A 22,322-nucleotide genomic window follows, 5' to 3' on the forward strand; every position below is an offset into this window, starting at 1 on the left:
GTCACTCACCGTCGGTCCCTTCCGCGTCGTCCGAGTCCTCCATGGACTCTACGTTCCTCGCGATGGCCACCACGCTGTCACCGTCCGCGAGGTTCATCAGGCGGACGCCCATGGTCTGCCTGCCGGACTGCTTGATCTCGGCGGCGGTGGTCCTGATGACGCCGCCGTTCGACGTCATCGCGAACACCTCGTCGTCCGGGCCCACCATCAAGGCCCCTACCAACATGCCCCGCGATTCCACGATCTTAGCGGTGAGGACCCCCTTACCCCCACGCCCTTGGAGGGGGTATTGGTCCGCGCGGGTGCGCTTGGCGTAGCCGCCTTCGGTGGCCACCAGGACGTCGTCCGAGGCGTCGGTCACGACCAGCATGTTGAGGACCTCCTGGTCCTCGTCGAACCGCATGCCGATGACGCCGGACGTGGCGCGCCCCATCGGCCGCAGCGACTCGTCGTCGGCGCGGAACCGGATCGCCTGGGCGCCGGTGGAGACCATCAGCAGGTTGTCGTCGGACGAGACGAGCCGCGCCGCGATCACCTCGTCGTCGTCGACCAGGTTGATCGCGATGATGCCGCCGGTGCGGGGCGAGTCGAAGTCGCGCAGGGCGGTCTTCTTGACGCGGCCCTTCTTCGTGCCGAGGACGAGGTAGGGGGCGACGTCGTAGTCGCGCAGGTCCATCACCTGGGCGATGTGCTCGTCCGGCTGGAAGGCGAGCAGGTTCGCGACGTGCTGGCCGCGCGAGTCGCGTCCGGCGTCGGGCAGTTCGTACGCCTTCGCGCGGTAGACCCGGCCCTTGTTGGTGAAGAACAGGATCCAGTGGTGCGTCGTGGTGACGAAGAACTGGTCGACGATGTCGTCCTGCTTCAGCTGCGCGCCGCGGACGCCCTTGCCGCCGCGCCGCTGCGCCCGGTACAGGTCGGTCTTGGTGCGCTTGGCGTAGCCGCCGCGGGTGATCGTGACGACGACGTCCTCTTCGGCGATGAGGTCCTCGTAGGACACGTCGCCGTCGAACGGGATGATCTCGGTGCGCCGCTCGTCGCCGTACTTCTCGACGATGGGGGCGAGTTCGTCGCCGACGATCCGCCGCTGCCGCTCGGGCGAGGCGAGGATGTCGTTGTAGTCGGCGATCTCCGCCATGAGCTTGTCGTACTCGTCGGTGATCTGCTGGCGCTCCAGGGCGGCGAGCTTGCGCAGCTGCATGTCGAGGATGGCCTGCGCCTGGATCTCGTCGATCTCCAGCAGCGACATCAGGCCCTGCTGCGCCTCCGACGCCGACGGCGACCGCCGGATCAGCGCGATGACCTCGTCGATCCGGTCGAGGGCCTTCAACAGGGCGCGCAGGATGTGGGCGCGCTCCTCGGCCTTGCGGAGCAGGAACCGGGTGCGGCGGACGATGACGTCGATCTGGTGCGCGACCCAATGCCGGACGAACTGGTCGATGCGCAGGGTGCGCGGCACGCCGTCGACCAGCGCGAGCATGTTCGCGCCGAACGTCTCCTGCAGCTGGGTGTGCTTGTACAGGTTGTTCAGGACGACCTTGGCGACGGCGTCCCGCTTGAGGACGATGACGAGGCGCTGCCCCGTCCGGCCGGAGGTCTCGTCGCGGACGTCGGCGATGCCGTCGAGCTTGCCGTCCTTCACCCCGTCGGCGATCTTGAGGGCGAGGTTGTCCGGGTTGACCTGGTAGGGCAGCTCGGTGACGACGAGGCAGGTGCGGCCCTGGATCTCCTCGACCTCGACGACGGCGCGCATGGTGATCGAGCCGCGGCCGGTGCGGTAGGCCTCCTCGATGCCCTTGCGGCCGACGATGAGGCCGGCGGTCGGGAAGTCTGGGCCCTTGATCCGCTCGATCAGCGCTTCGAGCAGTTCCTCGTCGGACGCGCCGTAGTTGTCCAGGTACCAGCGGACGCCGTCGACGACCTCGCGCAGGTTGTGCGGCGGGATGTTCGTCGCCATCCCCACCGCGATGCCGGCGGACCCGTTGACCAGCAGGTTCGGGTACCGGGACGGCAGGACGTCCGGCTCCTGCGAGCGGCCGTCGTAGTTGGGGGAGAAGTCGACGGTCTCCTTGTCGATGTCGCGCAGCAGCTCCATCGCCAGCGGCGCCATGCGGCACTCGGTGTACCGCATGGCCGCGGCGGGGTCGTTGCCGCGCGAGCCGAAGTTGCCGTTGGGGTCGACCAGCGGGTACCGCATCGACCAGTGCTGCGCGAGCCGGACGAGCGCGTCGTAGATGGCGGAGTCGCCGTGCGGGTGGTAGTTCCCCATGACGTCGCCGACGACGCGGGCGCACTTGAAGTAGCCGCGGTCGGGACGGTAGCCGCCGTCGTACATCGCGTACAGGACGCGGCGGTGCACGGGTTTGAGGCCGTCGCGCACCTCTGGCAGCGCGCGCGCGACGATGACCGACATCGCGTAGTCGAGATAGCTCTTCTGCATCTCGACCTGGATGTCGACCGGTTCGATGCGCTCGCCCGGGTGTCCGCCCTCTGCGGTCACGTCCGTCACTCTCAAGACCTCTTCTGCTCGGTGGGAACGAAGTACTTCCGCCTGCGGGAGTCAGGCCGCTGGGAGCCCGGCCCAGGCGGGTACCTCAGATGTCGAGGAAGCGCACGTCCTTGGCGTTGCGCTGGATGAACTCCCGGCGGGGCTCGACCTCCTCGCCCATGAGCACGCTGAACAGCTCGTCCGCCTGCGCGGCGTCGTCCAGCTGGACCTGCAGCAGGACCCGGTTGTCGGGGTCCATGGTGGTGTCCCACAGCTCGTTGGCGTTCATCTCGCCGAGGCCCTTGAAGCGCTGCACCAGGTCGCGGGGGCGGGGGTCGCGCTTCCCGGCGGCGATGCCGGCCTCGATGATCGCGTCGCGCTCGGCGTCGGAGAAGGCGTAGTCGGCCTCGTTGCCCCGGACGTCCCACTTGATCTTGTAGAGCGGGGGCTGGGACAGGTAGACGTGCCCGGCCTCGATCAGCGGCTTCATGAACCGGAACAGAAGCGTCATCAGCAGCGTGTTGATGTGGTGGCCGTCCACATCGGCGTCCGACATCAGGATGATCTTGTGGTAGCGGAGCTTGGTGATGTCGAACTCGTCGTGCACGCCGGTGCCGAGCGCCGTGATGATCGCCTGCACCTCGTTGTTCTTGAGGATCTTGTCGATCCGCGCCTTCTCCACGTTGAGGATCTTGCCGCGGATCGGGAGGATCGCCTGGAAGTGCGGGTTGCGGCCGCCCTTCGCGGAGCCGCCCGCGGAGTCGCCCTCGACGATGTACAGCTCGGACTTGGCGGGGTCGGTGGACTGGCAGTCCGACAGCTTGCCGGGCAGCGACGTGGACTCCAGCAGGCTCTTGCGGCGGGTCAGGTCGCGCGCCTGCCGCGCCGCGACCCGCGCCCGCGCCGCCTGCGACGCCTTGTTGATGATCTCCTTGGCCTCGCCGGGGTTCTCCTCGAACCAGTCGCGCAGGTAGACGTTGCAGGCCCGCTGCACGAACGACTTGGCCTCGGTGTTGCCGAGCTTGGTCTTGGTCTGCCCCTCGAACTGCGGGTCGGCCAGCTTGATCGAGATGATCGCGGTGAGGCCCTCGCGGACGTCCTCGCCGGTGAGGTTGTCGTCCTTCTCGCGCAGCAGGCCCTTGTCGCGGGCGTACCGGTTGACGATCGTGGTGAGCGCCGCGCGGAAGCCCTCCTCGTGGGTGCCGCCCTCCGCCGTGTTGATCGTGTTGGCGAAGGTGTGCACGGACTCGGCGTACGACGAGTTCCACTGCATCGCGATCTCGACCGACATGCCGGTCGTGTCATCGTTGAAGTAGACGACCGACTCGTGCGCGGCGTCCTTGCGCGCGTTGAGGTAGCGGACGAAGTCCTCGATACCGCCCTCGTAGTGGTACCGGACGACGTGCGGCTCGCCGTTGACGTGGTCGGGACGCTCGTCCCGCAGCGTGATGGACAGGCCGCGGTTGAGGAACGCCATCTCCTGCATGCGGCGGGAGAGGGTCTCGAAGTTCCACTCGGTCGTCTCGAAGATCTCCGGGTCGGGCCAGAACCGGATGAGGGTGCCGGTCTCGGAGGTCTCCTCGCCCTTCTGGAGCTCGGTCTCGGGCCCCTGCCAGGTGTAGGACTGGCGCCAGAAGTGGCCGTCGGTGCGGACCTCCGCCTCCAGCCGGGTGGACAGCGCGTTCACCACGGCCGAGCCCACCCCGTGCAGGCCGCCCGAGACCGCGTAGGACTTGCCGTCGAACTTGCCGCCCGCGTGCAGCGTGGTCAGCACCAGCTCGATGGCCGGGCGTTTCTCCACAGGGTGCTCGCCGACCGGGATGCCGCGGCCGTTGTCGTCCACGCTGACGCCGCCGTCGGCCATCAGGGTGACCACGATGTTGTCGGCGTAGCCGGCGAGGGCCTCGTCGACCGCGTTGTCCACGATCTCGTAGACGAGGTGGTGCAGGCCGCGCTCACCGGTCGAGCCGATGTACATGCCCGGGCGCTTGCGAACCGCCTCAAGCCCTTCAAGGACAGTGATCGAACTAGCGTCGTACGCCAAAGGAGATCCTCCTGCCGGGGATGTTCGCCGCTCCGCGCCCGAGGGAGGCGCGGTGTGCCCCGTAACACACATGAGGGCACCCGGTTGTGCTCTGTTCGTTGTGGTCAGAGCCCCGGGCGCCCCAAGGCGGCGCTGCATCCTGAACCCACATTCATTCTACCGGGTCGGCCGACGAAACGTGGCACTCCCGAGCGCTGTGTGCGCGTGTGGCGGCCCAGTGGCCCTGGAGCCACATCCCCCCATTCGCCCCGGGGGGATCTCTGGCCTACGTGGCGCTCGCCGCTGAACTGGGCGACTCACCCGCCGAACAGATGTTCCCACCCGCCACTCCCGGCTCAGCGGGCGCGCCAGGCGCCCGTCCGGCGCGGCCCGGAGGCCGGGCCCACCACCTTCACCCGCCGGACGGTGCCGTGGCCGAGCTCCTCGTTCAGCCGCCGGACGAGCGTGGACGACAGCAGGCGGAGCTGCGTCGCCCACGTCGTCGAGTCGGCGGCGATCGTCAGCTCGCCGTCCTCGAAGCGGTCCGGGCGGGTGTGCTCGGCCAGTTCGGCGCCCACGATGGCCGCCCAGTTGCCGAACACGCCGCCGACGGCCGCCCGCTGCTCCCACCCGCGCGACGCCAGCAGGTCGCGGATCGCGCTGCCGAACGGCTTCGGGTCGCCGCCGCGGCCGGGCTCCCGGACGCGGACGACCCGCCCGCCGCCCTTGCGCTTCTGGCCGGGGACCGTGCCGCGCTTCAGGGCGTCCGCCTTCGCCTGGGCGAGCGCCTCGCGTGCGAGCTCGATCCCCGACTTGGCGGGAACCGCCCCGTCTCCGGCGGAGTTGTGCACATCCTGTGGATCGTTCACGCGCTCGCCCCCTTGTGGTCCCGGACGACCTGGCCGTCGGAGACGTTATACGAGGCCCCCGTCAATTCGGTGGGGACGTCGGCGGGGACGGCCGCCGTGATGAGCACCTGCTCCGCCGGCGCGACCATCTCGGCCAGCCGGCTCCGGCGGCCCGTGTCGAGCTCGGCGAACACGTCGTCCAGGATCAGCACCGGGTCGTCGCCGTCCGCGCGGAGCAGGTCGAACGCCGCCAGCCGCAGGCCGAGCGCGAACGACCACGACTCGCCGTGGCTGGCGTAGCCGCGCGCCGGGAGCTCCCCCAGGCGCAGGACCAGCTCGTCCCGGTGCGGGCCGACGAGGCTCACGCCGCGCTCCAGCTCCTGCTTCCGGGACTCGCCGACCGCCGCCAGCATCTGCTCGGCCAGTCGTCCACGGTCTGTGGACAACTCCACGTCACCGAGCGAGCTCTTGTAGAAGACGTCGGCCGCGCCACTGTGCGGCGCGAGCTCCTCGTAGGCCCGCCCGATCAGCGGACGGAGCGCGGCGACGAGATCCAGCCTCGCGGCCAGAAGCTCCGATCCCGTCCGCGCCAGATGCGAATCCCACACGTCCAGGGTCGCGAGCACCTCCGGACCGGGGGAGCGCCTGTGCGCGGCCGCCGACTTCAGCAGGGCGTTGCGCTGCTTCAGAACGCGGTCGTAGTCCGATCGCACACCGGCGAACCGCGGAGCCCGCGCGGTCAGCAGCTCGTCCATGAACCGGCGCCGCTCCCCCGGATCGCCCTTCACGAGCGCGAGGTCCTCCGGGGCGAACAGCACGGTCCGCAGCATCCCCAGGATCTCCCGCGGCCTGGGGACGGGGGACCGGTTGAGCCGCGCCCGGTTCGCCTTGCCCGGGTTGATCTCGAGCTCGATCAGCGCCTTGCGGTCGTCCTTCACCACCCCGGCCCGGACGATCGCGCGCGGCGCCCCGTGCCGGACGAGCGGCGCGTCCGTCGCGGCCCGGTGGCTGCCGTGCGAGGCAACGTACCCGACGGCCTCGACCAGGTTCGTCTTGCCCTGACCGTTCGGCCCCACGAACGCCGTGACCCCCGGCTCCAGCGCGACCTCGGCGGCCGGGTAGGACCGGAAGTCCTGCAACGAAAGGTGGGCGACATGCACGACACCCGAGCGTAGAGCCTCCCGCCCGCCCCGGGGCACACCCCGCGGACCCGCGGCCGGGCCGCCCTGTTCCCGGGGCGCTCGTCAGTCCCCGCGCCAGTAGCCGTCCCGGCCGCCTTCGCCTTCGTCGGGGAGGTCCAGCATCTTCCGGATCCTCGCCTGCCGGTCGGCGTCGCTCTCCTCGTCCGCGACCGCGGCCCGGCCGCTCTGCCACTGCACGAGACCGATGCATACGACGATCATCAGCCAGCAGACGGCGATGATGCCTCCGAAGTAGAGAAACCCGGTCATCGCGCCTCCTGGCGGCCGCCCGACGCAGTATTCAGCCCCTCGAAGCTACCGAGGGGCTCTGACAGCACTCAAGTGCCCGCCGCCGCGCGCCGGCCGCCGTCAGACCTTCGGGGGCTTGACGTCGACGCCGGGGGAGTTCCCGTCGCCGGTGGACTCGACGGCGTGGCCGCCGAACTGCTTGCGGAGGGCGGCGACGACCCGCATGGCGGGGGAGTCGTCCTGGCGGGAGGCGAAGCGGGCGAACAGGGAGGCGCTGATGGCGGGCAGCGGGACGGCGTGCTCCACCGCGGCCTGGACCGTCCAGCGGCCCTCGCCGGAGTCGTTCGCGTAGCCGCGCAGGTCGTCCAGCTCGGGGTCGTCGGCCAGCGCGCGGTTCAGCAGGTCGAGCAGCCACGACCGGATGACCGTCCCCTCCTGCCAGCTCAGGAACGTCTCCGGCACCCTGGTGACCAGCGGGCTCGCCTCGATCAGCTCGTAGCCCTCGCCGAACGCCTGCATCATCGCGTACTCGATGCCGTTGTGGACCATCTTCACGAAGTGGCCCGCCCCGATCTCGCCGGAGTGGACGAAGCCGTACTCCCCCTCCGGCTTGAGCGTCTCGAAGATCGGCATCAGCCGCTTCACGTTCTCCTCGTCGCCGCCGACCATGAGCGCGTAGCCGTTCTCCAGCCCCCACACCCCGCCGCTCACACCGCAGTCGACGAACCCGATGCCCTTGGCGGCGAGCTCCTCGCCGTGCCGCTGGTCGTCCACATAGTGTGAATTGCCGCCGTCGACGACGAGGTCGCCCGGCTCCAGGACCTCCCCCAGCCTGTGGACGGTGTCCGCGGTCGGCTTGCCCGCGGGCACCATCACCCACACGGCGCGCGGCGCCGCCAGCCGTCCGACCAGCTCCTCGACCGAGCCGACGTCGGTCACCTCCGGGTCGCGGTCGTAGCCGACGACCGTGTGGCCGCCGCGGCGCAGCCGCTCGGCCATGTTGCCGCCCATCTTGCCGAGGCCGATGATCCCGAGCTCCATGGAACGCTCACTCTCCCCTGTGCGTAACCGCCTGTGCATGACCGCGGGGTCGCGGCTCCCCCGCGGATCCATCGTCCCCGGCGTGCCCCGGGGCATGCCCCGGGGCCTGATCCTTATCCGGACAGCCGGACGGGCATGATCAGGTAACGGTAGTTCGGGTTCTCCCCGTCCTGCGGCGGCTTGCCGGTCAGGACGGCCGGCTTCGTCGGCGTCGTGAACGACAGCCGCGCGACGTCCGAGCCGATCGCGGAGAGCCCGTCCAGGAGGAACGCGGGGTTGAACGCGATGTCGATGTCCTCGCCCTCCAGGGACGCCTCCAGGGCCTCCACGGCCTGCGCCTCGTCCCCGGTGCCCGCCTCCAGCACGACCTCGCCCTGGCTGAACGAGAGCCGGACGGGCGTGTTCCGCTCGGCGACCAGCGAGACGCGCTTCACGGCCTCGATGAACTGGGCCGTCTGGACCTCGGCGAGGCCCGCGTACTCGCTCGGCAGCAGCGACCGGTACTTCACGAAGTCGCCGTCCAGCAGACGGGACGTGGTGCGGCGGCCGCCGCCCTCGAAGCCGATCATGCCCTCGCCGGTGCCGCCCGTCCCGCCGAGCGCGATCGACACCTCCGCGCCCGCCGTCAGCGACTTGGCGGTGTCGGCGAGCGTCCGGGCGGGGACGAGCGCGACGGCGGAGAAGTCGGGCCGCTCCGGCTTCCAGTGCAGCTCGCGGACCGCGAGGCGGTAGCGGTCCGTGGACGCCAGCGTGACCGTCTCGCCCTCGATCTCCACCCGGACACCGGTCAGCATGGGGATCGTGTCGTCCTTGCCCGCCGCGATCGCCACCTGGGAGACGGCCGCGGCGAACTCGTCGCTGCCCACCGACCCCGCGGCCGGCGGCATCTCCGGCAGCGTCGGGTAGTCCTCCACAGGCATGGTGAGAAGTGTGAACTTCGCGCTGCCGCAGCGGAGCATCACCTTCGCGCCGTCCGTCGTCACCTCCACAGGGTGGGGAGGAAGGCTGCGGGAGATCTCGGCGAGGAGCCGTCCGGACACCAGCGCCGTCCCGGCCTCCTCCACATCGATGTCCGTGGACACCTGCGCCGAGACCTCGTAGTCGAACGCGGACAGCTTCAGGCGATCGCCGATGTCCTCACCCCCGGCCACGATGTGCATGCCCGCGAGGACCGGCACCGGGGGACGGACGGGGAGCGTGCGCGCGGTCCAGGCGACGGCGTCGGCCAGGGCGTCTCTGTCGATGCGGAACTTCAAAGGGACCCGCCTCCTGCAGGTGTCGGACAAGGCTGAGCTGATCTTGGCTGGGCCGGGGCGCTCGGGGCGCGTTGTCCCCAGGCCCTGACTTGAGGTGGATCTTTTCTTGGATAGAGAAGTAGTGCAGTACCAGTAATAGGGGCCGTGGATAGTGTGGACAGAGGCCATCGTTGCAGGTGAGAGCGCGTTTCTCTGTCCACGGGCGCTGTGCATGGGGCGTGGACGGCGCGGCGGCGGCTGGGGACGGCGGAATCGTCCCCACAGCTCGTCCTCATGTCATCCCCCGGTTATCCACGAGTTCTCCACGGGTCTTCCGCCGGTTCGCCGCCCGTTCGCCGCAGCTGGGGACAGAGGGACGCGGATCCCCGGGTTCCCTTCCGGACCGTCCCCAGGCCATCCCCAGCTCGTCCACCGGTTGTCCCCAGCGGGGCGGGGGCCCGTGCACAGCGGGTCCACATCCGTCCACTCTTCATCCTCAGCTTCTCCAGGGGTTGCCCACAGGGTTATCCGCGAAAATCCCCAGAGTTTTCCACAACTTGTGAGTAGCGGCGGGGGTCTTCGGGGTAGGCGTGCACTTTGTCGGTTCTTTGCCATGCACCGGCTGTGGACGAGGCGGCCGGCGCCGGTCCACAGGGTGTGCACGGGGCTGTCCACAGTGTGTACGAGCGGGCGCGGTCAGCGCTTGCGGGCCTGGTGCTTGATGCGCCCCGTGAGCTCCGTGACCTGGTTGTATATGGCACGGCGCTCGGCCATCAGCGACCGGATCTTGCGTTCGGCGTGCATGACCGTCGTGTGGTCCCGTCCCCCGAACTGCTGCCCGATCTTGGGGAGGGACAGGTCCGTCAGCTCCCGGCACAGGTACATCGCGATCTGCCGGGCGGTGACGAGCATCCGCGACCGGGACGGCCCGCACAGGTCCTCGATCGTCGTCCCGAAGTACTCCACCGTCTGCGCCATGATCATCGCCGCGGTGATCTCGGGGCCGGAGTCGTTCGGGATGAGGTCCTTCAGCACGATCTCGGCGAGCTTCATGTCGACCGACTGCCGGTTCAGGCTCGCGAACGCGGTCACCCGGATCAGCGCGCCCTCCAGCTCGCGGATGTTCGTCGCGATCTGCGAGGCGATGAACTCCAGCACGTCGGGCGGCGCGGCGAGGCCCTCCTGCCGCGCCTTCTTCTGCAGGATCGCGATCCGGGTCTCCAGCTCGGGCGGCTGGACGTCGGTCGTCAGGCCCCACTCGAACCGGTTGCGGAGCCGGTCCTCCAGCGTCACCAGCTCCTTGGGCGGGCGGTCGCTGGAGATCACGATCTGCTTGCTCGCGTTGTGCAGGGTGTTGAACGTGTGGAAGAACTCCTCCTGCGTCTGCTCCTTGCCCTCAAGGAACTGGATGTCGTCGACGAGGAGGATGTCCACGTCCCGGTAGCGGCGGCGGAACCCGTCGGCCTTGCCGTCCCGGATCGAGTTGATGAAGTCGTTCGTGAACTCCTCGGAGCTCACGTAGCGGACGCGCGCTCCGTTGAAGAGGCTCTGCGCGTAATGGCCGATGGCGTGCAGCAGGTGCGTCTTGCCCAGCCCGGAGTCGCCGTAGACGAACAGCGGGTTGTAGGCCTTCGCCGGCTGCTCCGCCACCGCGACCGCCGCGGCGTGCGCGAACCTGTTGGACGAGCCGATGACGAACGTCTCGAACGTGTACTTCGGGTTCAGGCGCGCGTGCTCGGACGCAGCGGGCTGCGGGGCGGGCGCGGGGGCGGGAGCCCTCGGGTCGGAGTTGCGGGGGTCGGAGCCTTCCTCGTCCCGGAACGCACTCTCGTCCCGGAACGCACTCTCGCCCCGGTAGGGCTCCTCACCGCGATACTGCTGCTCGCCGCCGGGGTAGGGCGGCTCCCCGTTCTGGAACGTGTCCTCGGCGTGGCCGAGTGGGGGGTCGAGCGGGGCCTCTCGGTTCTGCTGCTCCGCGTGGCCGCCGGGACGCAGCGGGCCGAGCGTGCGGTCGTTCAGATGGGAATGCGGCGGGCGTCCTGGCGGCTCGCCGCCGAAACCCTCCTGCCCCCCGTAACTCGGGTAGCCGCGTCCTTCATACGGCGCCGGGCCGCGTCCGCCGGGCCCCGCGCCGTATGCGGGCGGACGGGACGCCGGCGGATACGTTCCACGGTCTTCGTCCTGAGCCTGTGGATAACCTCCGGGCGAACCGGGGTTGTGCGTCTGGGGCCGGTAACCCTGATCGCCGTACGGCTGCTCCGGGTACGGGCGCTCAGGGCGCTCTGTATAGGAGGACGGCTCGCCGTACTGCTGTTCCCCATAGGACTGGTCCGTGTACGGACGTTCCCGGTCGCGATCGTCGTGCTGCCGTTCCCCATAAGACGGTGCGGGCTCGTGCCCACCGAGCCCTGGACCCGGCCCCGGAATCGGCGCGGAAAGCGGCTCGCCCGGCCCCGGACGATTACCCAACGGCGGTTCAGGCTGGACGGTCACCGCGACACGAATTTCCCTGCCCAGCTCATGGGAGAGCGCCTGCGTGATGAGGTTGCGGAGGCGAGTCTCCAGCGCGTCCTTGGCGAACTCGTTCGGTGCGGCGAGCAGCGCCGTCCCCTCTACGAGCGCCAGCGGGCGGACCATGGGCAGCCATGCACGATAGCTCGGCGACAGATCGCTCTCGGAAAGCGCCGTGAGGGTGCGGGCCCAGACCGATTGGAGATCCTGACCGTCCATGCGCAACGTCCCCTCCCGACAACTCCGCCGAACGGAGTACCTGACTGCCCGGCTTCCCCGCGGGATGCGGCACGCCTCGCAGGGCACTGCCGCGACGCGGAAGACTTACTCTCTCACGAGTTGTCCACAGAGTTGTCCACATGCTGTGCATAGGCGTGGGGCACCCTGTGCAAAACCCGTGAGACGGGTTCCGGGGAACAAAGGTCGACAAGGTCCCGGCCGATTTCCGGCCGGTGCGGGGTGGTTCTCGAACGGGGGCTTCGTGGGGCTGAACACCGACATCAGATCGTCGATCTCGTCGAAGAAGCGTCGGCTCGCCCGGACGACCTTAACCCCTGCCGGTCCCACTCGCAACACGGTCCCCACGCCCCCCGCGCGCCCGGCGGCGGCCGCCTCCGTTTGACCGGCCACCCCGCCAGCCCGTAACGTGCTGAGGTCGAGTCGCATCGACGGAGATGCCGCGTGCCCGCCGGCAGCCCCACAGGAAGCTCGGGTGGGCCCCCGCTGCGGGGGACCGGACGCGGCCCTCGGTGCGAGACATCGCGCTTCACCACCTTCAAGCCGAACGACCGCAGCACTGGAGCCTCAAGTGAGCAAGCGTACTTTCCAGCCGAACAACCGCCGCCGCCACAAGAAGCACGGCTTCCGGCTGCGCATGCGCACGCGCGCGGGCCGCGCCATCCTGTCGAGCCGGCGTGGCAAGGGCCGCGCCCGCATCGCGGTCTGACCGACCCTCACTGTGCTGCCGTCCGGTAACCGGATGCGGCGGCGGGACGACTTCACGTTGGCCGTCCGGCGCGGTCGCCGCGCCGGACGGCCAACTGCCGTGGTCCACCTGCTACGCCCGGACGAGGCCCCGGCAGCGGCCGAGCCGCCGCTGGTCGGGTTCATCGTGGCGCGCACCGTCGGCAACGCCGTCGTCCGCAACAGGGTCCGGCGCCGGCTCCGCCACCTCATGCGGCCGCACCTCGACCGGCTCCCACCGGGTAGCCTGCTCGTAGTGCGCGCCAACCCCCGCGCGGGAGAGGCGCGCCCAGACGAACTGGCCGCGGATCTGGAGTCGGCACTCGACCGGCTGCTGCGGCCCGCGTCCAAGGGGCGAAGATGAGGAGTCGGCAGGGGACGCAGGTCCCCGCGCAGCACCAGGCGGGCCGTCCGGGCCTCGCCGCGGCCGTGCTGATCCTTCTCGTCCGCGCCTACCGCCGCTTCTTGAGTCCCCTGCTCGGGCAGCAGTGCCGCTTCCAGCCCAGCTGCAGCGCGTACGGCCTGGAGTCCCTCCAGGTGCACGGGGCGCTGCGCGGCACATGGCTGACGGCCCGCCGGATCGCGCGATGCCACCCCTTCCACCCCGGGGGGTACGACCCGGTGCCGCCGAAGAAGACCTCACGCACGAACCCCTCCGGGGCGTCCGGAGGAGCCGGCCCCCGGACGCGATCCGCGGCGGCACCCCCGAACTCCGGCCGCGCGGAGAGCGGCCCCGCCCTAGCAGAGCCCAAGGAGCTGCCCGGTGCTTGACTGGTTGTACGAGATCGTCGCCCAGCTGATCGTGTGGATTCACACGGGGCTGAGCACCGTCGTCCCCAAGGACAGTGGATGGGCCTGGGGCGGTTCGATCATCCTGCTGACCGTCCTGCTGCGGCTGGTCATGGTCCCGCTCTTCGTGAAGCAGATCCATGCCTCGCGCAAGATGCAGGAGCTGAACCCCAAGGTCCAGGCGCTGCGCAAGAAGTACAAGAACGACAAGCAGCGCCTCAACCAGGAGGTCATGAAGCTCTACCAGGAGAACGGCGCCAACCCGCTGTCGGGCTGCCTGCCGCTCCTGGTGCAGATGCCCGTCTTCATCGGCCTCTTCCAGACGCTGAAGAAGATCTCCGACGCCAAGCCCGGCGAGGGTGTCTTCGGGATGTCGGCCGACCTCGTGTCGAGCGCGCAGCACGCCAGCATCTTCGGCGCGCACATCCCCGACACGTTTCTCAACGCCTGGGGCTCCGACCCCAAGTCCTGGACGGCGATCGTCATCACCGGCATCGCCGTGGTGATCAGCTCCTGCACGACGTTCTTCACCGTCCGGGCCAGCATGAAGCGGCAGCCCGTCACCGACGACGCCAACCCGATGATGCAGGCGCAGAAGATGATGGTCTTCATGGCGCCGCTGTTCGGACTGTTCGGCCTCGGCTTCCCGCTGGGCGTCCTCATGTACTGGGTCACGTCCAACAGCTGGACGCTCGCGCAGCAGCACTACATCTACAAGAAGTACCCGCCGCTCACCACGGACGAGAGCGCGGCCACGGCCAAGACCGGCACGAAGACGGCCGGCACGAAGACCGGCGGCGCCAAGGCGGGCGGCGCGAAGACCGGCGCCAAGGCGTCCGCGGCCAAGAACGGCCAGGCGTCGTCCGGCACGAAGGCGAGGCTGAAGAAGGAGCCGGAGCCCGAGGCCGAGGAGTCGAAGCCGAAGGTCGTCCGCAACCAGCCGACCCGCAAGTCGCGCAGCAAGCGCAGCGGCACCCAGAAGCGCTAGTTTGAACTCCGAGCACGTGGCCGAGAAGGAGACCCCGTTGAGCCAGACCGACACGACCGAGGTCGACGTCCAGGCGCTCGAACAGGAAGGCGAGATCGCCGCCGACTACATCGAGGGCCTGCTGGACATCGGTGACTACGACGGCGACATCGACATGGACGTCGAGGGCGAGCGCGCGATCGTCGCCGTCGTGGGCGCGTCCCTGGACGAGCTGGTCGGCAAGCGCGGCGAGGTCCTGGAGGCCCTGCAGGAGCTGACCCGGCTGGCCGTCCACCGCCAGACGGGCAACCGCACCCGCCTGATGCTCGACATCGGCGGCTACCGCGAGCGCCGCCGCGCCGAGCTCACCAAGCTCGGCACCGACGTCGCCGACGAGGTCAGGCAGGCCGGCGAGTCGAAGCCGCTCGCCCCGATGACCCCGTTCGAACGCAAGATCGTCCACGACGCGGTCGCCGCCGCCGGCCTCCGCAGCGAGTCCGAGGGCGAAGAACCCGACCGTTACGTGGTCGTCTACCCCGCCTGAAGTTCTCGGCTCGCTCGCCAGAGCCATCCACGAACGGCCCCGGTGCCCACCGGGGCCGTTTTCGTCGGTGGGCGCCGCTGCCCTACGGCGGGGGTGTTCGCGTCGCATGTCGGCCACACCCTGTGGATAACTGTGGCAAGGGGAGGGCCCCGCGTCCTGGCCGACGCGGGGCCCTTGGGAGCCCGGTGTGCACCGCCGCCCAAGGCACACCGGGCGGGTTCGATGCTCGGCGTTACCGCCGTACGGTCCGCCGCCACCTGCGACGCTGCGGAATGCGGTCACCGGAGTCCACGACGGACGTGCTGTTCTCCTCCGCCGGATTCTGAGCGTGCGCGGGGTCCTGCGAGTACGCCGGGTCCTGGGCGACGTGGCCGTGCGTCGCCGCTTCGTCCGCTGGATGTTCGATCACACGTTCGACCCGCTCGCTCGGACGGTTCAGGGGCGGCGGGTCCTCGATGATGTGCTCTTCCCGCACGACCATCCCCGGCTCGTCCCCGTAGGCGGGGTCGGCGCCGACCACTCGCCCGGCCCGGCGCCGGGGACGCGTGTATTTGATGGTGAAGCCCATGCTCACCAGCCCCACCAGGATCAGGATCCAGCCGACCATGTGGATGTCGAGGCCGCTGAGGTCGACGCGGATGGCGAACGCGAGGATCGCGCCGAGGGCGATGAATGCGAGGCTGACTCCGATTCCCATGTGTCGGAGCTCCTTCCGGGGGGGGACGGTCGGGCGACACAACCCCTCTACCCGGCGCTCGCTGAATATGCGGAGGGGTCATGTGGTTCTTGCCATAACGCAAGGGTCGTCCAACCTCGCGCGCCCGACCCGTCCACAGGGACGTTGCGCGTGCACGACCCCACCGGTTTTGTGGAACGATTCGTCTGGTGGGGATTGCACGTGAGGTTTTCGGTGACGCGCTGCCCGTCGCGGAGCGCTACGCGGCGTTCCTCGCAGAGGCCGGGGTCGAACGCGGCCTCATCGGGCCGCGCGAGGTCGACCGGCTGTGGGAGCGTCATCTGATCAACTGCGCGGTGGTCTCCGAGGCGGTCCCGCAGGACGCGGAGGTCGTCGACATCGGCTCGGGCGCTGGTCTCCCCGGCATCGTGCTCGCGATCGTCCGGCCCGACCTGCGGATCACCCTGCTGGAACCGCTCCTGCGACGCACCACGTTCCTGACCGAATGCGTCGAGATGCTCGACCTGCGGAACGTCGCGGTGCGGCGGGCGCGGGCCGAGGACGTGACCGACGAGTTCTCGGTGGACGTGGCGACGGCGCGGGCGGTCGCCCCCTTGGAACGGCTGGCGAAATGGGCGCTTCCACTGCTGCGTCCGGATGGTGAACTGCTCGCGCTCAAGGGCGAACGGGCGGCGGCCGAACTGGACGACGCGCAGCCCGTCTTGAAACGGTTCGGGGCGCGCTCTACGGAACTGCTTCAAGTCGGGCGCGGTATGGTCGATCCGCCGACAACACTCGTCCGTGTGGTCGCCGGCCGAGGAGAGGTTGTCGGGCGACGACAGCGCGCCCCCCGGCGTGCCAAAGGGTCGAGGAAGAGGTCTTCATGAGCACGGGACCAGGACTGGGCCGGCCTGACCGCGCCGATGAATCCCCCGACGAACAGCCGTCCGGCCTGGGCGGACCCGGCGAAGCCGAAGGGGCGCAGCCGCCCGCCACCGGCGAGCCGCAGGGAGACCCCGGCACGCCGGCGGGCACCATGCCCTCCGGACACGCGATGTGGGGAAACACGACGTCCGGTACCGCGGAGAACGTCGGCTATGTGCCGACGAACACCGGCGCGAAGCCGCCGCCGGGTCCGCGCAAGGGACCAGATCAGGGGGAGTCAGAACTCGTGCGAGAGGCGCTCAGGGACGCCAAGGTTTCACATGAAACAACCGTCACCGCGCTCAAGGCGATGTCGGGCCGCAGGGAACGGGAGTGGCCGCGCCCGGACAGGTGCCGGGTCATCACCATCGCCAACCAGAAAGGCGGGGTGGGCAAGACCACCAGTTCGGTGAACCTGGCCGCGTCGCTCGCCATGCATGGTGCGCAGGTGCTTGTGGTCGACCTCGACCCGCAGGGCAATGCGTCCACCGCCCTCGGTGTCGAGCACCACGCGGAAGTCCCTTCCATATACGACGTGCTGATCGAGGACATGGCGCTGGACGACATCGTCGTCCCGGCCCCGGAGATCCCGAACCTGTACTGCGCGCCCGCGACCCTCAACCTCGCCGGCGCGGAGATCGAACTCGTCTCCAAGGTGGCCCGCGAGTCGCGCCTCCGGCGTGCGCTCGACGCCTACGAGACCGAAAAGTTCGACTACGTCCTGATCGACTGCCCGCCGTCGCTCGGCCTGCTCACGGTGAACGCCCTCGTCGGCGGCGACGAGCTGCTCATCCCGATCCAGTGCGAGTACTACGCGCTGGAGGGCCTCGGGCAGCTGATCCGGACGGTCGACCTCGTCAAGGCGCACCTCAACCAGAAGCTGAGGGTGTCGACGATCCTTCTCACGATGTACGACGCCCGGACGCGGCTCGCCGCCCAGGTGGCCGACGACGTCCGCAACCACTTCGGGGACGTCGTCCTCAACACGGTGATCCCCCGCAGTGTCCGGGTGTCGGAGGCGCCCAGCTACGGACAGTCCGTCATGACCTACGATCCCGGTTCGAGCGGCGCCCTCGCCTACAGCGAGGCCGCCTCGGAGATGGCCCACGGAGGAGCTGTTCAGTGAGCCAGCAGCGACGCGGACTGGGTAAGGGACTCGGCGCCCTCATTCCCACCGCCCCGCCCCCGCCGACGCCAGCCGAGCCTGGCAGCGCAGGCGAGCCGGGTTTCCCCGGCGGCACCGTGCCGAACGGCACGGCCGCCTCCGATCCGGCCCTCCAACCGGTCGCCGGCGCCCATTTCGCGGAGCTGCCCGTTCGCTCCATCACGGTCAACCCCCGCCAGCCACGCGAGCACTTCGACGAGCAGGCCCTGGAGGAGCTCGCCGAGTCGATCAGCATCGTCGGCCTCCTGCAGCCGATCGTCGTCCGCCGGTCGACGTCGGAGGAGCACGACTACGAGCTGATCATGGGCGAGCGCCGGTGGCGCGCGTCCCAGCAGGCCGGGCTGGACGTCATCCCGGCGATCGTCCGTGACACCGGCGACAACGAACTCCTCCGCGACGCGCTGATGGAGAACCTCCACCGGCAGCAGCTCAACCCCCTTGAGGAGGCCGCCGCGTACCAGCAGCTGCTCCAGGACTTCGGTGCGACGCACGAGCAACTCGCCGGACGGATCGGCCGGTCGCGCCCGCACATCAGCAACACGCTCCGGCTCCTGAACCTGCCGCCCGCGGTGCAACGCCGGGTGGCGGCCGGCGTGCTGTCCGCCGGTCACGCCCGCGCCCTGCTGTCTTTGGACAGCGTGGAGGCGCAGGAGCATCTGGCGCAGCGGATCGTCCAGGAGGGGCTGTCCGTCCGCGCCCTCGAAGAGATGATCGCGCTCCGCGAGGTCGAGGACGAGCCCAAGGCTCCGCGGCAGGGACGCCGGAAGAAGCCCGTCGCCCCCGGCCTCCAGCAGCTCGCCGACCGGCTCTCCGACCGCTACGACACGAAGGTCCGCGTCGACATGGGCCGCAACAAGGGCAAGATCGTGGTCGAGTTCGCCACCCTGGAGGACTTGGACCGCATCATCAAGTCCATGGCCCCCGACGAGGACGGCATGGACGACTCCTAGCCTTCACCCACCCACCCGCGCCCCGGAAGCCACCGCCTCCGGGGCGCTTGTGTGTGCCGCCGCTCCCCCAATGTTCAACCGGCCCCAGCTCGCACCCCCCACGTTTCACGTGAAACGAACGAGAACCGACCGACACAACCCGGCGAGGTAACCGACGGCCCCGCAAATCGGCAGCCGGCCTCCGACCGCTACGGCCGATCAGGCTCCCCAGACCCCCCTTCGAAGCCGCCAAGCGGACTGGTCCGGCGGGAGTCAACCGCACGCGCCGCGGGTGAACTCCATGATCACCTCCACTGTCGACGGATCGATCCCGGCCGTAAGTCCTGATCCATTCCAGGCCTTCCGAGGCGGCCGAAACCGCCGTCCGGACCAGGCGGGGCTCCCCTTGTTCACCCCTGGCGCCGTGGACGCCGTGGACGCCGTGGACGGCGAGGGCGCCGAGGGCGCCCCACACAAGGCGAGCACGCCGACGTCGACCCTTGGTAGAACAACTCGAGCGCGACGGAGTCAGCCGGCCCCGGCCATCATCAGGCCCTGCCGCCCATGCTCATCACCGTCGCCGACCGCACCACCCCGCCGCGCTGCTGCTGGGCCCGCCCGACGGCGGGATGACGCTCGACCCCGGCTCGGACCGGCTGCCGCTGCCGCTGAAGCGGCTGCGCGGCACGCGGTCGGTACCGGTCCGCTGGCCGCCGGCGCGCTCGGCAAGATCGCCACCGATGTGTGGCCATCGGCTGGGCCGCCGTCATCGCCGTCGGGCTCGTCCTCACCTCCCGCACGCGGTGGCCCGGCTGCGTAGCGCTGGCACGCCGACAGGCCGATCGCGCGGCGGACCGCGCGGGTCAAGACCGGGTTCCGGTGGCCGTCCGTCCGGCTGACGCCGGCCGGAACCCGCGCCAACTTTGCCAGGCTCGCCCGGTGGGGCCGCCCGGCACGAGATGTCGATTCTCAGTCGCGGCGCGGGCGCAAAGCTCCCGCTCCCGTCATCCTTCACCCAGTCGGCGTATCGTCCGCTTTCGGTGCGCGACCGCGGCGCGGGCCCCGGGAGCGGATGTGCGATCGCCGAGCTGGCGACACCATCCCTCCGACGACCGCCACCCGTCATCCTGGTCGCTTGGAGGACCGCGTCGGGTGAGCACTCGCGGAGACTCCAAGCCTCCGCACACCCGGCTGCTCGCTACATGGCGAATCGCCATTAAGGGCCGGCCGCGTAGGGGGGACGCTCCGTGCCGGTGTCGTGCTGCATGACCATTCGCCCCTCGGCGCCGTCGGACACGATCTCGACGCTTACCACAGAGCGCGCGGATCTCGGGGCAAGGTCTTCGGGCGGCCCTGAAGACGCGTCGCCTCCGCCCGTACTCCGTCGGCAGTGCGGCGATGTTGTCCTCGTCGAGGTTGGCGTCGATAGGGCGCAGCCGAGCATGGTGGCCTTGGCACGTGTCCGGCTGGCCTCCAAGCGCGAAGTGCCGCGAGGTGCAGGGTGTTGCTCGCGCTGGCGGCGGGACGCGCGCGGCAGCGTCGCCCAACGAGGGGCGCTTCGCCACCCGGCGACGGTGCCCACCAGGGTGGCCACGCCGCGGTTTCACGTGAAACGTGGCCTCCGACCGATACTGCAACACCAGGAAGTGCCGCAGGCTCACCGTCTCAGGCGTCTGACATCCACCTGGCCTCTGGGGGCGTTGGCCGCCGGCGCGCAGGGCGGCGCGGCGGCTTAGAAGCCGTCGCGGCCGGGTGGAGCGCCCGGAACGGAGGACGGGCCGACGCGGAGGCGGCTCTCCCTTGCGCAGCCACGGCCATTCGGCGCGGCCTACCGACCGGCGCGGCCGTGTCCGCACTCGTGTTGCTGAACTTGACCCCCCCTCCATACCTGCGGTGTTGTTGGCGGCGCGGGCGTCGTAGGCATTGAGGGAGTCCCCCATCTCACCCGCGGCGAGTTCTCGGCTCGGCCGCGAATGTGGCTAGGACGTCTGCCGCACCACCAGCGGGTGACTCGATTTGTGCGTGGTCAAATCGACGGCTGCTCGTCTTGTACCCGCCGGTGGCGAAGCACTGGCCAGAGGTCGCCCACACGGAACGCCGCCTGGGGAGTCGCCGTGCCCGTCGGATCGTCCTGGGAGCGCCGGTCGACGACACCAGCGCCAGCGACGTGACGGCACCTCGCCGCCGAGCAGCAGCCGCGCGACTGCGTGCTCGCCTACGACCCCCACAGGCCCGGCAGGCCGGTCCCCGGGCATCCGCAGCAGGATCCAGGCCTCGCAGGGCCTGACGCCGTCCAGGGGAGCCGCGAGGGGGAGTCGGCACCTGTGGGGCACGCGACAGTCCTGGAGTGTAGGCAGGAGGCTTATCTGCGGCAGCGACCGTCGACCATGTCAGCTATGGACCAAGTGGGACGGCTCAGACACCCCCCGGTCGTTTCACGTGAAACGGCCTCCGTTCGAAGTCGCGAGTGCGACATCGCCGTGACCCTCCGCTGCTCGCGCCCACGCGGCCCGCTCACGGCGACTTGTTCGCAGGCTGCCACGAAGGTGTTCAGGTAGTTGCTCGACGTGTGTTCATCGTTTCGGCACCGACCCTCCACCGCCTGCTGGAGCGCCGCCGGGGCCGCGATCGCTGGCGCAGGGGTACGCCGCCACAGCCCGGGCCGTCGTCGCGTCGACGGGTCAACAACTCCGGTCACCGTCGGCGCCGCTGGCGACTCGGCCGTCGGGTAGTTGTCGTCGCCATTGGCAGCCGCCCGGCCTGGCTGGGGCGATCGTCGCTGAGATGGTGTCGATGCCTGGCTGGTCCTTGCCTCCTAGCGGGCGTCCTCGTCGAGCGTGTCGCGCGGCAGTACGCCGGGGAGGGCGGGATGTCACCCCGGGCTGCGGCAGCCGGCTGTCGTTCGACTTCGGGATGCCGACTACGGGCCGCGTTGGTGGGCGGGCCGCCGTCATCGAGGGCGTCGTCCAACTCCGTTGACCATGTCAGCCCTGCAACCCAGCAGCACGGAGCCAGACACCCTCTTTGTGGTTTCACGTGAAACGGAGCCTCCGGTTGAAGCTATGAATCGGCATCCGCTTGACCTTGGACTGGTCATCCGCCGCTCATGTGGCTGCAATGAGGGCCTCACTTCCGCTGCCTCGCCCCCGTGGGTGGCGCATGCGTGACTCGGGAATCGGTGCCGGAGACCAGCCTTCGAGTGACGCCGTGAAGCCACCAACCACTTTGGCGCGAGGACGACTAAGCCTTCTCCCACCACAGGTAGCCCCCGCCGTCGACGGTCTGGACGTGGCCACGTATCGGGGTGCCGTTGCATAGGGCATCGGCGGTTTCCGCGAGCATCGCCGTGACACTGGGCGACCAGGCGCCGTTCTCGGCGCCGCCGGTGCGCTCGAACCACCGCACACAGCCGTACTCCGGCCCCTCCCGCAGGTCGACGAACAGGTCTCCGGACGACGACCCGTCGACGATTGGCAGCCAGACGGGCAGAAACGCGAGTGTGCACGGCGCCCCGGCGGGCCGGCGCAGATGCTCCTCAACGTAGTCGGCGTGTGCTTCGGCATCGCTTCGGCCGTCGGCAGGCTCGATCGGGTCTTCGCCCTCTGCGGCGAAACCGTCGGCGTCGTAGTCCGAAAAGCCGTCGAGCACAGCACGGTTCCAGTGTTCGACCCACGAGTCCCGGCTACGCAGCGCGTCTTCGGCGGAGGCGGGGCTGAACCAGGGTGGAATCACGATCGCGCCGACGGTGTCGGCGAAGCCGTTCTGCAGCCGCACCAGGCAACGAGGTCGGAC

At 69.9% G+C, this 22,322-nt stretch carries 18 protein-coding genes; 8 read left to right on the forward strand and 10 right to left on the reverse strand.

The features are described from left to right. Window position 1: 1 nt before the first annotated feature. From gyrA to dnaA, 8 genes are all read right to left on the reverse strand, one after another. On the reverse strand, window positions 2–2,506 hold the full coding sequence (gene gyrA / locus ABGB11_RS03915; RefSeq protein ID WP_347628859.1) for a DNA gyrase subunit A: 2,505 nt from the start codon (window positions 2,504–2,506) through the stop codon (window positions 2–4). Between the two features lie 85 nt (window positions 2,507–2,591). After that, the gene (gyrB, locus tag ABGB11_RS03920; RefSeq protein WP_347628861.1) at window positions 2,592–4,529 is read right to left on the reverse strand and encodes a DNA topoisomerase (ATP-hydrolyzing) subunit B; all 1,938 of its coding nucleotides are present in this window, start codon (window positions 4,527–4,529) and stop codon (window positions 2,592–2,594) included. A 335-nt stretch (window positions 4,530–4,864) separates the two neighbouring features. After that, on the reverse strand, window positions 4,865–5,377 hold the full coding sequence (locus tag ABGB11_RS03925; RefSeq protein WP_347628863.1) for a DciA family protein: 513 nt from the start codon (window positions 5,375–5,377) through the stop codon (window positions 4,865–4,867). After that, complete coding sequence (recF, locus tag ABGB11_RS03930) at window positions 5,374–6,516, reverse strand: DNA replication/repair protein RecF (RefSeq protein ID WP_347628865.1); 1,143 nt, start codon at window positions 6,514–6,516, stop codon at window positions 5,374–5,376. The genes ABGB11_RS03925 and recF overlap by 4 nt, the downstream gene beginning before the upstream one ends. A gap of 84 nt (window positions 6,517–6,600) precedes the next feature. Continuing rightward, a complete protein-coding gene (locus ABGB11_RS03935; RefSeq protein WP_347628867.1) occupies window positions 6,601–6,807 on the reverse strand; it encodes a hypothetical protein in 207 nt (68 codons plus the stop codon). A gap of 99 nt (window positions 6,808–6,906) precedes the next feature. Then, window positions 6,907–7,827, reverse strand: a complete 921-nt coding sequence (gene gnd / locus ABGB11_RS03940) for a phosphogluconate dehydrogenase (NAD(+)-dependent, decarboxylating) (protein ID WP_347628869.1) — start codon at window positions 7,825–7,827, stop codon at window positions 6,907–6,909. Window positions 7,828–7,940: 113 nt separating this feature from the next. Beyond that, window positions 7,941–9,083 (reverse strand): DNA polymerase III subunit beta, encoded by a 1,143-nt coding sequence (gene dnaN, locus ABGB11_RS03945; protein ID WP_250359356.1) that lies wholly within the window; start codon window positions 9,081–9,083, stop codon window positions 7,941–7,943. 675 nt (window positions 9,084–9,758) lie between these two features. Further along, complete coding sequence (gene dnaA / locus ABGB11_RS03950) at window positions 9,759–11,792, reverse strand: chromosomal replication initiator protein DnaA (protein ID WP_347628872.1); 2,034 nt, start codon at window positions 11,790–11,792, stop codon at window positions 9,759–9,761. A 589-nt stretch (window positions 11,793–12,381) separates the two neighbouring features. Between dnaA and rpmH the strand changes: the two genes are divergently transcribed. Genes rpmH through ABGB11_RS03975 form a run of 5 tightly spaced genes read left to right on the forward strand, consistent with a single transcriptional unit; the run spans window position 12,382 to window position 14,836 of the window. After that, a complete protein-coding gene (gene rpmH, locus ABGB11_RS03955) occupies window positions 12,382–12,519 on the forward strand; it encodes a 50S ribosomal protein L34 (protein ID WP_021592695.1) in 138 nt (45 codons plus the stop codon). Between the two features lie 33 nt (window positions 12,520–12,552). Continuing rightward, on the forward strand, window positions 12,553–12,900 hold the full coding sequence (gene rnpA, locus ABGB11_RS03960) for a ribonuclease P protein component (RefSeq protein ID WP_347628875.1): 348 nt from the start codon (window positions 12,553–12,555) through the stop codon (window positions 12,898–12,900). Continuing rightward, window positions 12,897–13,307, forward strand: a complete 411-nt coding sequence (yidD, locus tag ABGB11_RS03965; protein WP_347628877.1) for a membrane protein insertion efficiency factor YidD — start codon at window positions 12,897–12,899, stop codon at window positions 13,305–13,307. Before rnpA ends, yidD begins: the two co-directional genes overlap by 4 nt. Next, window positions 13,300–14,313 carry a membrane protein insertase YidC gene (gene yidC / locus ABGB11_RS03970; RefSeq protein WP_347628879.1) on the forward strand — a complete coding sequence of 338 codons (1,014 nt, stop codon included), beginning with the start codon at window positions 13,300–13,302 and terminating at the stop codon, window positions 14,311–14,313. The genes yidD and yidC overlap by 8 nt, the downstream gene beginning before the upstream one ends. A 37-nt stretch (window positions 14,314–14,350) precedes the next feature. Then, entirely contained in the window at window positions 14,351–14,836 is a 486-nt protein-coding gene (locus ABGB11_RS03975) for a R3H domain-containing nucleic acid-binding protein (protein WP_347628881.1), read from the forward strand. Window positions 14,837–15,068: 232 nt separating this feature from the next. On the opposite strand, the gene ABGB11_RS03980 is transcribed toward ABGB11_RS03975, so the two are convergent. Continuing rightward, a complete protein-coding gene (locus ABGB11_RS03980) occupies window positions 15,069–15,533 on the reverse strand; it encodes a DUF6458 family protein (protein ID WP_347628883.1) in 465 nt (154 codons plus the stop codon). 188 nt (window positions 15,534–15,721) lie between these two features. Between ABGB11_RS03980 and rsmG the strand changes: the two genes are divergently transcribed. From rsmG to ABGB11_RS03995, 3 genes are all read left to right on the forward strand, one after another. Beyond that, complete coding sequence (gene rsmG, locus ABGB11_RS03985) at window positions 15,722–16,399, forward strand: 16S rRNA (guanine(527)-N(7))-methyltransferase RsmG (protein WP_347628885.1); 678 nt, start codon at window positions 15,722–15,724, stop codon at window positions 16,397–16,399. Between the two features lie 347 nt (window positions 16,400–16,746). Next, on the forward strand, window positions 16,747–17,562 hold the full coding sequence (locus ABGB11_RS03990; protein WP_347629641.1) for a ParA family protein: 816 nt from the start codon (window positions 16,747–16,749) through the stop codon (window positions 17,560–17,562). Further along, window positions 17,559–18,551 carry a ParB/RepB/Spo0J family partition protein gene (locus ABGB11_RS03995; RefSeq protein ID WP_347628887.1) on the forward strand — a complete coding sequence of 331 codons (993 nt, stop codon included), beginning with the start codon at window positions 17,559–17,561 and terminating at the stop codon, window positions 18,549–18,551. Before ABGB11_RS03990 ends, ABGB11_RS03995 begins: the two co-directional genes overlap by 4 nt. A gap of 3,219 nt (window positions 18,552–21,770) precedes the next feature. On the opposite strand, the gene ABGB11_RS04000 is transcribed toward ABGB11_RS03995, so the two are convergent. Beyond that, complete coding sequence (locus ABGB11_RS04000) at window positions 21,771–22,304, reverse strand: hypothetical protein (RefSeq protein WP_347628889.1); 534 nt, start codon at window positions 22,302–22,304, stop codon at window positions 21,771–21,773. Window positions 22,305–22,322: the final 18 nt, after the last annotated feature.

Origin of the sequence: Actinomadura sp. B10D3 (assembly GCF_039871695.1) — a bacterium.
GTDB classification, from domain to species: Bacteria; Actinomycetota; Actinomycetes; order Streptosporangiales; family Streptosporangiaceae; genus Spirillospora; species Spirillospora madurae.